The organism is Anaerotruncus colihominis, assembly GCF_010206195.1.
GTDB classification, from domain to species: domain Bacteria; phylum Bacillota; class Clostridia; order Oscillospirales; family Ruminococcaceae; genus Anaerotruncus; species Anaerotruncus colihominis_A.
The window spans coordinates 45,959-56,676 of record NZ_VIQT01000012.1; the positions used below are offsets into that span (position 1 = coordinate 45,959).

General features: G+C 51.2%; 6 protein-coding genes and 1 tRNA gene. 5 read left to right on the forward strand and 2 right to left on the reverse strand.

Features of this window, described 5'->3' with window-relative positions:
* Positions 1 to 63: 63 nt before the first annotated feature.
* A complete protein-coding gene (locus tag FMM72_RS10075) occupies positions 64 to 876 on the reverse strand; it encodes a ParA family protein (protein ID WP_162221352.1) in 813 nt (270 codons plus the stop codon).
* Positions 877 to 1,225: 349 nt separating this feature from the next.
* Between FMM72_RS10075 and FMM72_RS10080 the strand changes: the two genes are divergently transcribed.
* The 3 genes from FMM72_RS10080 to FMM72_RS10090 all read left to right on the forward strand — a co-directional run bounded on the left by FMM72_RS10080 (position 1,226) and on the right by FMM72_RS10090 (position 9,026).
* Positions 1,226 to 3,136, forward strand: a complete 1,911-nt coding sequence (locus FMM72_RS10080; protein WP_160210928.1) for a DnaB-like helicase C-terminal domain-containing protein — start codon at positions 1,226 to 1,228, stop codon at positions 3,134 to 3,136.
* A 1,902-nt stretch (positions 3,137 to 5,038) separates the two neighbouring features.
* Positions 5,039 to 6,187, forward strand: coding sequence for a hypothetical protein (locus FMM72_RS10085; protein ID WP_162221353.1), 1,149 nt, complete (start codon positions 5,039 to 5,041; stop codon positions 6,185 to 6,187).
* 1,678 nt (positions 6,188 to 7,865) lie between these two features.
* Complete coding sequence (locus tag FMM72_RS10090) at positions 7,866 to 9,026, forward strand: hypothetical protein (protein WP_160211045.1); 1,161 nt, start codon at positions 7,866 to 7,868, stop codon at positions 9,024 to 9,026.
* Positions 9,027 to 9,331: 305 nt separating this feature from the next.
* Here FMM72_RS10090 and FMM72_RS10095 read toward each other — a convergent pair.
* Positions 9,332 to 9,405, reverse strand: a tRNA-Gly gene (locus FMM72_RS10095).
* A gap of 310 nt (positions 9,406 to 9,715) precedes the next feature.
* Between FMM72_RS10095 and FMM72_RS10100 the strand changes: the two genes are divergently transcribed.
* Positions 9,716 to 10,183, forward strand: coding sequence for a YbjN domain-containing protein (locus tag FMM72_RS10100; protein WP_160211046.1), 468 nt, complete (start codon positions 9,716 to 9,718; stop codon positions 10,181 to 10,183).
* Between the two features lie 57 nt (positions 10,184 to 10,240).
* Complete coding sequence (locus FMM72_RS10105; protein WP_162221324.1) at positions 10,241 to 10,498, forward strand: hypothetical protein; 258 nt, start codon at positions 10,241 to 10,243, stop codon at positions 10,496 to 10,498.
* Positions 10,499 to 10,718 lie beyond the last annotated feature (220 nt).

Below are 10,718 nucleotides of genomic sequence, written 5' to 3' on the forward strand. Positions count from 1 at the left end.
CATGGCGCGTGCAATTCGTCCAGCGAATAGACGCGCGCATAGGTTTTCTGTTCACCGCCTTTATTATAGGATATTTTTTTCGAACATTTCGTCGACAAGCGACGCAATTGCATCGCATCCTTTTGACCGCAGATCATAAAGCGAAATCGGCATGGCGGCCAGCTCGCTTTCTGTGATGCGCACATTGCGCGGGATGATTGTCCGAAACAGCAGCGCACGCAGGTCCTCAACATCGGGCGAGGTGCGCAGATATTCAAGGAAATCGGTTGACAGCTTGTTTCGCTGGTCATAGTCGTTGACAATAAAACCACGGATATTGTCGGCGCGGCGCAGGCGCCGGCGGGCGTCCTCCCACAGCGCGATGAAAAGCTGCGCGCCTTCAATGGCGTTCATGGAAACGTCGCTGACAAGCAGCACGGCGTCTGAGGCGAGAAATGCGTTTTGATTGACAATGGACATGCTCGGGTTGGTATCGATGAAAATATAATCATATTCATCAAAAAACGCCTGGTTATCCGTCAGATAATTTGAGAGGATCTGCTCACGCCCGGCGACAGACGCTATTTTCAGCTCCGCCTTGTGCAGGAAAATGGAGCCGGCGATCATATCGAGCAGCGGCAGGCGTTCGATCGGCTGGCGCGCGACGAGCGCCTGCGGGTCGGGCTGGTCGGTTTCGATGTTATAGATATCGTATGTTGTGAGCAGGTCGGCACTGGTGCGGTCGATGCCCATATTATTTGTCAGATTGCCCTGCAGATCGGAGTCGATGACAAGCACGCGTTTGCCAAGCTGCGATACAATGCCCCCGATGTTAAAGCAGAGCATCGTTTTGCCGACGCCGCCCTTGAGCGTTCCGAATGTGATAATTTTTGCCATGGCGAAAGCCTCCAATAGATTCGTTATTGTATCAACGCATCGATTCTTTAGGACAGTATATCATACAATCGTTATGATATGCAAGAATAGAATGTCGAACGTATAAAAGATTATGATATATATTATAATAGAAAATGCATTGTAAAGTAGATTGTAAAATATATTTCGAAATATATTTTACAATCTATTTTATCACATATTCAAAATTATATTATAAGATGTAATATCGATTGCATTAACGAATATAATTTATATTAGAATAACAATTATAATGACGAATAGAAACCCTAATATACTTGCGCCTCGGGCCGCGGATATGATAGGATATATATTAAGGAGATGATCACATATGCAATGGGACGACCGCTTTCTCGGCGAGCTGCGCGCGCTGCTGCCCGAATATATGGCGCAAAAGCGCATCGTAGTCGGTTCACGCGGCAAAAAGCTGATCCGCTGCATCAATCCCGAGCATCACGACAGGACCCCGAGCATGTCGTACCATCCCCAAAGCCGCCGTCTGCATTGCTTCGGATGCGGGGCGAATTACGACCTGTTCGATGTGATTGCAATGGATTACCCCGATTGCGACAGCTTCCCGCGCCAGGTCAAAAAGGCGTGCGAGCTGTTTCACATCCCGCTGCCAAAGGACCCGCCCGCGTCAAAGCCCGCCGCGCGCGCCGTCAGGCCCGCCGCCGCGCAAAGCGCGCCGGCGGGCGAGGCGGCCGATTATACAAACATGGTCCGCGCGGCCGTCGCCAAGCACGGAGCCGGCGGAAGCTATTTTACAGCGCGCGGTATCCCGCGCGCGCTGTGCGAGCAATACAGCCTTTATGAAGCCGGCGGCCGCGCCTGGATGCCTGTTTTTATGGGCGAAAAATGTACCTGCTACTGTGCCCGCGCCACCGGGGACGATATAACGCCGCGTTATAAAAACAGCCCCGGCGCCATGGATATATTTAACGCCGGATATCTGACCGGCGAGGGAAAGGGCGGCGCGCTGTTCATTACAGAAGCGATACTCGACGCGCTGTCGATCGAGGCGTGCGGCTATCGCGCCGTCGCGCTGTGCGGCGCGGCCAACGTGGCAAAATGGCTGTCGCTGTGCGCCGCGCACCCGGCCGCTGCGGCCGGGTATACATTGGTTGCAGCCGGCGATATGGACGCCGCCGGCGAACGCATGAACCGTTCTTTAAAGGAAGGGCTGGAGGCGCTCGGCCTGCCGTGCGCCGTTTTGCAGCTGCCGGACGGCGCAAAGGATGCAAACGAGCTGCTGCTGTCCGACCGGGCGGCGCTTTCCCGCGCGCTGGCGGAAGCCGCCGGCGCGCGGCAGGCCGCTTATGCGGCCGGGAGCGCCGCCCATGCGCTGGAGGCGCTGCTTGATACATCCCTGCGCCGCGCAAGCCGCAGCGCCTGCCCAACCGGGTTTGCGGCGCTCGACGATGTGCTTGACGGCGGGCTGTACGCGGGGCTATATATTATAGGAGCGATTTCATCGCTTGGCAAAACATCGTTTGTCCTTCAGATCGCCGATTATATCGCCGCCCATCAAACGGACGTGCTCTTTTTTTCTTTGGAGATGAGCAAATTTGAACTGATGGCAAAGAGCTTATCGCGCCTGACCTATTGCCTGGACGCGTCGCCCGGGCATACGCGGGCGTTTACCGCGCGCCAGGTGCTGCGCGTCGACCCGGACATGCCGCTGGAAAAAAGCACGCTGCTCAGCGAGGCGCTCAAGGAATACCGCACAGCCGCCGAGGGGCTGTTTATCTGGGAAGGGCTGGCGGACGTGGGCGCGCGTGAAATCCGTGAACGTGTACAGAACCATATTCAGATCCGCGGCTGCAAGCCGGTCGTTGTGATCGATTATTTGCAGATCCTCAAGCCGGACGACCCGCGCGCGACCGACAAGCAGAATACGGACCGGGCTGTTGTCGAGCTGAAACGCATCAGCCGCGATTTTGATCTGACAGTGCTTGCGATCTCAAGCTTTAACCGCGAAAATTACCGCAACGCCGTTTCTATGGAAGCCTTTAAAGAGAGCGGAGCAGTTGAATATTCATCAGACGTCCTGTTTGGGCTTCAGCTGGCCGGGGCAGGGGAGGCGGGCTTTGACGTCAACGCAGCCAAGGCGCGCAGCCCGCGCGCGGTTGAGCTTGTCATGCTGAAAAACCGCAATGGGATTCCCTATGCCAAGATTGAATATGCATATGCGGCGCGGTTTTCGCATTTTGGAGAGGGGCGCGTGTCGCATAAGCCATAAAAATCCAAAGGGCCGGAGAAAATCTCCGGCCCTTTGGATTAAGCGGCTGATTCAACCAGGCGTTTGATTGACAAATTTTGTCGAATTCTGTACAATAGACTTGGCGCTGCCACAGACGGCACACCGGGCCGCAGCCCGGCGAATCGAAGGCCAGCCGCCCGCAGGGGCGGTTCTCAGGCCGAAGACAGGCGGTTCAATCGTGCCCCCAAAAGGGGGTGTGCGTATGGAATACTTAATCATGCTGGTAGTAATCCTGTTGGTTCTGGATTCCATTTTCCGCAACAAAAAACGATGACCGCCCCATCCCCTGACAAAGGATAACGGTCATCGTTTCATCTAATTAGGGGGCGAACCGTCTGCCGGCAGCGCCTCTTTATGTATATTGTAACATAAGGAACCGACCACGTCAAGCATAGGGAAAAGATTGACAGAAAATGTCGAAAATGGTATCATCAAAACGGCGCTGCCACAGACGGCACGCCGGGCCATAAGCCCGGCGAATCGAAGGCCAGCCGCCCGTGCGGGCGGTTCTCAGGCCGAAGACAGGCGGTTCAATCGTGCCCCCAAAAGGGGGTGTGCGTATGGAGTACTTAATCGTATTGGTGGTTTTGCTGATCGTTTTAGACTCTGTCCTGCACAATAAAAAACGATAACCGCCCCACCCTCAGAAAGTGAACGGTTATCGTGAAACGAAATGGGGGCGAACCGTCTGCCGGCAGCGCCTCTTTGTATATATTGTAGCATAAGGAACCGACCACGTCAAGCATAGGGAAAAGATTGACAGAAAATGTCGAAAATGGTATCATCAAAACGGCGCTGCCTCAGACGGCACACCGGGCCATAAGCCCGGCGAATCGAAGGCCAACCGCCTGTGCGGGCGGTTCTCAGGCCGAAGACAGGCGGTTCAATCGTGCCCCCAAAAGGGGGTGTGCATATGGAGTACTTAATCGTATTGGTGGTTTTGCTGATCGTTTTAGACTCTGTCCTGCACAATAAAAAACGATAACCGCCCCACCCCAACAAAGTGAACGGTTATCGTGAAACTAAATGGGGGCGAACCGTCTGCCGGCAGCGCCTCTTTATGTATATTGTAACATAAGGAACCGACCACGTCAAGCATAGGGAAAAGATTGACAGAAAATGTCGAAAATGGTATCATCAAAACGGCGCTGCCGATAAGCGGCAGGCGGTTAGCCCTCTTTTTGAGGGCAGCTTCTTGGCCCCTGATTCTGAGGAAAGGGGGCGCTGGCAATGGTTACATATTCGGATCTGATTCAGACAGGAATTTTAATTGTTGGCATTATCAGCCTGTTCTTTCAGGCGACAAAAAAGAAGTAACCGCATCAGCTTCCCGGCCTGCGGTTACTTTCTGCAATAACACCGGGGGCTAACCGTTTGCCGGCAGCGCCCCTGTTTTGATTTTAGTATAGCTTTTTCTTTTTGAGCTGTCAACGGATAAATCACAAAAAACGATGACCGCCCTACCCTCACAACGTAGGCGGTTATCGTTTTGCATCTATGGGGGCGAACCGTCTGCCGGCAGCGCCTCTCTAAAACGATTATAGTATACGCCGCCGCCGCTGTCAAGCGCGGCGGTTATATATTATAAATAGGAAACGAGCAGGATTGCAGCAGAATACTACAAAATGTAAAAACAGACGGCATTATGACAAAATGTTCTTGGAACGTTAAAAGTTTATTCATAAAAAATGGGGAAACAGGAAGCAATAGGTTGGAAAACAGGCTTTGAAGCGGTAATTATGAAGAAAAAGTTACAAAGTGGTAACAATATTGCTTGACATTTCCAAGGCTTGTGCTATACTAAAGCCACAAGGAAATGGCTGGAGAGTGTTTCCTGTACTTAATCATGAACATGAATTTATTCAAGGAGGAGATTTACCGATGAAAAAGCTTCTGGCGGCTGCTCTTGCGGTCGCGACTGTTGCTTCTTTGAGCACGGTTTCTTTTGCTGCAGAAACTTATGAGATTCAGTGGGATAGCGTAGCTTTCTTTGATGATGGCACGCAGGCCGCTTATGACGGCGCCAACAGCGTGAAGCCGGATAAGACCCTGTATTTTGCGCCTGGCGGTGTTGTTGGAGACGATGGTAGTGGCAATTATTGGGTGCTTCCTTCAGCGTATTATACTGACAAGGGTCTTTTCAAAGTCAAGACTGACAAGGGCGACGAGAACGCCAAGATGATCAAGTCGATGGCTCTGTCCGAGAAAAACATTCAGGGCAGCCGCGGCCCCTGGTTTGAAATCAAGCTGAACGATGATTTCACCGACAGGGAGTTCAAGATCAATCCGTCCTTCACGCTGACCGCGAAAGACGACTTCTATGCAACTTCTGAAACCGTGACCGTGACACTGGGTGATGGTACTACAGTAACGGCGAATGTGCTTGCTCCGGTCGATGGCCGTACTGGTGTTACAACCGTGCTCTCGAAGAGTGACAAATTCGTTTATCAGGTTGGTAAGTATTACATCAGCAACACCACCGATAATGCTGACCAGGATTACATGGCCGGCACCGGCGGCATCGTGCTCAAGCCCAACAAGAACGATGACAACACGATCACCTGGGAAGATGCGAACAACACGATCGCTACACTGACCTTCTACAGCGATGACAACGCTGCGAAGTTCTTCCCGAAGCTGACCACAAAGTGGGACAACACTGATTATGCCGAGTATTTCGCTGATCAGAACGCGTTCATCTTTGATTTTGTTGGCCGCGCCGCTGGAGAGACCAAGATCGCTTCCACCAGCCGTGCTACGCTCGAGCTCTACAACCCGTACTATGATTGGGATGAGGATCTCCTGACGGTTGCTCCGGAAGATTGTGTCATCTATCAGATCGTTAACGGCGAGCTGGTCGACGTGACCGCTTCCTTCACCGCTCTGCAGAACGATGACGGCGACTATGTTTTCCAGACCAAGACCCGTGAGCTGGGCTGCTACATCATCGCTGAGGCCGAGGCTTCCGCTGTTGTGGGCGATCCGACCGCTCCGGTCGATGAGAAGCCGGTTCCGAACACTGGCCGCTAATCACAGTTAATATCTAACATTTTTGGTTTTGTTAAAGGGACAGGCGACTCTCCACGCCTGTCCCTTTTACTTGCTTGTTTACGAGCAGGAAAGCAGGCGGCTTGTCAAGCCGCCTGCTTTCCTGCCGGAATACAGATAGAGAGGCGCTGCCGGCAGACGGTTCGCCCCCATTTAATGGTAAACGATAAGCGCCACGGTACGCCCCCATTCATGATGAACGATAACCGTTAACCTTGGGGGAGGTTGGGGCGGTTATCGTTTTTTTGAGAAAGCCGGAAGCGCTTGACAGAGATCAAACGCCATGCTACAATATATATAAAGAGGCGCTGCCGGCAGACGGTACGCCCCCGTTTAATGATGAACGATAACCGCCTACATTGCGAGGGTAGGGCGGTTATCGTTTTTTATTGTGCAGGACAGAGTCTAAAACGATCAGCAAAACCACCAATACGATTAAGTACATATGCACACCCCCTTTTGGGGGCACGATTGTACCGCCTATCTTTGGCCTGAGAGCCGCCCCTGCGGGCAGTTGGCCTTCGATTCGCCGGGCTTATGGCCCGGTGTGCCGTCTGTGGCAGCGCCAAGTCTATTGTACAGAATTCGACAAAATTTGTCAATTGAAAAGCGGGGATGCTTGACGCGGCCTGCTCCTTATGCTACAATATATATAGAGAGGCGCTGCCGGCAGACGGTACGCCCCCATGTTAAGAGAAAACGATGACCGTTATCCTTTGCTAGGGGATGGGGCGGTCATCGTTTTTTGTTGCGGAAAATGGAATCCAGAACCAACAGGATTACTACCAGCATGATTAAGTACTCCATACGCACACCCCCTTTTGGGGGCACGATTGTACCGCCTGTCTTCGGCCTGAGAACCGCCCCTGCGGGCGGCTGGCCTTCGATTCGCCGGGCTTATGGCCCGGTATGCCGTCTGAGGCAGCGCCAATTCTATTGTACAGAATTCGACAAAATTTGTCAATTGAAAAGCGGGGATGCTTGACGCGGTCTGCTCCTTATGCTACAATATATATAAAGAGGCGCTGCCGGCAGACGGTACGCCCCCATTCATGATGAACGATAACCGTTAACCTTGGGGGAGGTTGGGGCGGTTATCGTTTTTTATTGTGCAGGACAGAGTCTAAAACGATCAGCAAAACGACCAATACGATTAAGTACTCCATACGCACACCCCCTTTTGGGGGCACGATTGTACCGCCTGTCTTTGGCCTGAGAGCCGCCCCTGCGGGCAGTTGGCCTTCGATTCGCCGGGCTTTATGGCCCGGTGTGCCGTCTGAGGCAGCGCCAATTCTATTGTACAGAATTCGACAAAATTTGTCAAATAATGTTTGATTGAATAGGAAAATAATGCTTAAAAGTAAGGATTATTATACAAAAATCAACAAGCTATAGTGGTTGATTGATTTGAAGATACAAGAAGTTGTGTACACAAAAAATTAATAATAAATTAACAAAATAGAAATAAATAGGCGAAAAATGAATTGAAAAATGACAAATATGTTACAATTGCGCCATAAAAAGTTACAAAACGGTTACAAAAATGCTTGACAATGTCATTTTTAGACATTATAATTGGAAACAGTTAAGGGAATGGTTGGAGGGCCGCCTTTAGCCGCGATCATTTAAAACTGATTTTTCAAGGAGGGAATAAACCATTATGAACGCAAAAAAGATTTTAAGCGTAATGCTTGCTGGAGCAACCGTCCTTTCGATTGCGTCTGTATCCGTCTTTGCAGGAAATGTGGCGATGAATACAGCCTATAACAGCGATGGCGAGGTATCCGAAGATCTGGTTGGTTTTACATCCAACATCAGCAGTCTGACCCTGAATTCCCAGGCCAGCATTGGCGCCGACCCTGTTTATCCCGGTTCAACAGTTTATATCCCGCTTGCGACTGAGATGAGCGACACATTTGGCAGTTCCGCTATCCTGGTGGAGGATATTGTCAATGAGGATTATTTTAAGTTTGGCACCGACAAGGATGTTAACGGCAAGCTTGTGAAATCCATCACGATCATTGACGATAAGAAGCTGTCCGACACCTTGAGCCGCTCCGCATATCTCAAGATCGAATTTGCGGATACAACCTCGACGGATGAAAACAAAACAACCGGTGACATCACCTTCAAGGCAAAAGCGGATTTTGATTCTTATGCAAAAAAGAACAATCAGCCGATAACAACCGGAAGCAATGTCTGGCAGAAGGATGACAGGTTTACGATTCATTATAATTTCTGGGTCAGCAACCGTGAAGTTGGCAACGATGACAACCCGGATACAGGCGACGGCGTTGTGATGAATCCAGATGATAATGATACCAATATCCTTGTCTGGGGCGACGACCGTGCAGCGCTTGAATTTGAATCCGATAACAGCGCTTCCAAGTTCTATGCCAAGATGTCCACAAAGTCTATCACCGAGATCTATACCGAATACGGCGACCCTGCCGGCGCAGATCTGTGGTTTTATGATTTTGTCGGCAGCTCGACCATTCCGTCGACCTCCCGCGCCTGGCTGACGCTGGGTGTTCCGTGGGATGACAACAGCGACTACACCCCGGATCCTATGTCCTGCTATATTTACGAGCTTGACGCCGACGGCAATCTGACGGATGTGACAAGCAAATTCTCCTATAGCGACGACGAGCGCGAAATCCCCGGCTGGTCGCGCCAGACACGGACGCTTGGCACCTATATCATTTCAGACACGGAGCTTGACATCGATTTTGTTGACGATACGACAACAAACGAGCCCGCCCCGGAGCCGGAAAACCCCACTCCGACTCCGGAAAAACCGATCCCGAACACCGGCCGCTGATTTTGCGCCGGATTTGATCAGGGAGTAAAGAGACGCACAATCAAGAAAAAGAGATCAGACCGCCGGCTGCCTCCACAGCCGGCGGTAAATTTTTCGCATGAAAAATATGAAAGCCTGCCCAGCTTGGAACCACCCCGGACGCGGGCATTTGCTTTGGACAATAAGAAAAAGCCTGGAGCGCGAATTGGCTCCAGGCCCTTACCTGGCGGCAAACCTGCCCAGCTTGGAACTACCCCGGACGCGGGCATTTGCTTTGGACATAAGAAAAAGCCTGGAGCGCGAAATGGCTCCAGGCCCTTGCCTGGTGGAGCAGGTGACGGGAATCGAACCCGCGTTGTCTGCTTGGGAAGCAGAAGTGTTGCCATTGCACCACACCTGCGCAGTATATCCTGCGAAGTATATCCTATTATACCGGATTATGGACGGAAAGTCAAGTCCTTCCCAGGATGCGGCCATAAGCACAGGTGCAAACAGGCACATTTTAATCAAACGGTCCCGTGCCGGGGACGGCGCGGACGGCCAATTTTTTAAGTATGCGCAGTATGCGCATAAAATGTAAATATTTTAAGCAATTGTTCGAAAAATCTTGTCTTTTGTCATGAAGCCATGTATACTATTACTATAAATCAAAAGCGCTGGTGGACCGGCGAATGGGAAAAACCTTAAAAATAGAAATAGGAGTGATTGGCTTGACGGCATTGCTCGAGCAGGTACGCGATTATCTTGATACACAGGAATGGAATTATGATGTTCGCGGGCAAGAAGAAGAAGAATATATGATCATGCGCATGAATTTAAAAACAGTTGATGCGTGCACCACGGTCATGCGTTCGTTTGATGATGATTCGTTTGTTGTTTATAGTATTTTTCCAATTAAGGTTCCGGAGGATAAACGCTCGGAGATTGCGGAATTCATCACACGCGCCAATTATGGACTCAATCACGGCAACTTTGAAATGGATTTTGACGATGGGGAAATCCGTTACAAGACAACGGCCATTTGGGGTGATTTGGAGGTACCGGAACGCCATATGGACCGGGTGATCAATCTTGGATTTTGTATGCTGGACCGTTATGGTTCGGGCATCCTGTCCGTACTATATGGCGGTGTGGACGCAGCGGCCGCAATTGATAAAATTGAAAATAGTGACGACTAAGGCTTTATAAGCATGTTATCAAAACAGGCCGCGCCGCGAACAGCGGCGCGGCCTGTTTTGATGATTTTGCCCGCCCCACTGTTTGCGGCGCAGCCGACTAAAGTTTTTTGCCGAGGCTTTTTTTCAAAAAAGCCGGAAAGTTTTTCGCCGAGGCTTTTTTTCAAAAAAGCCGGAAAGTTTTTCGCCGAGGCCTTTTTTTCAAAAAAGCCGGAAAGTTTTTCGCCGAGGCCTTTTTTTCAAAAAGGCTGGGGCAAAATCCATGCCAGCCGCGCGGCGTCTGTCACGGATTTTGCTGGGGGCAGGGGGTTCGTCTGAACGGGTATCTTGCGGCCCGTGCGCGGTCCGCGCTTTTTATGAGGGCTGCGGCCCGGGATAAGGGCTCTGCCCTCGGGGAATGACAAGACCCACAAGGGGCCTTGTCATTCCCCTTCACCCGCCGCCTTTTGAAAAAGGCGGGCGAAAACTTTTGATTACGCAGCGCCTGCCCCACTGTTTGCGGCGCAGCCGACTAAAGTTTTTTGCCGAGGCTTTTTTT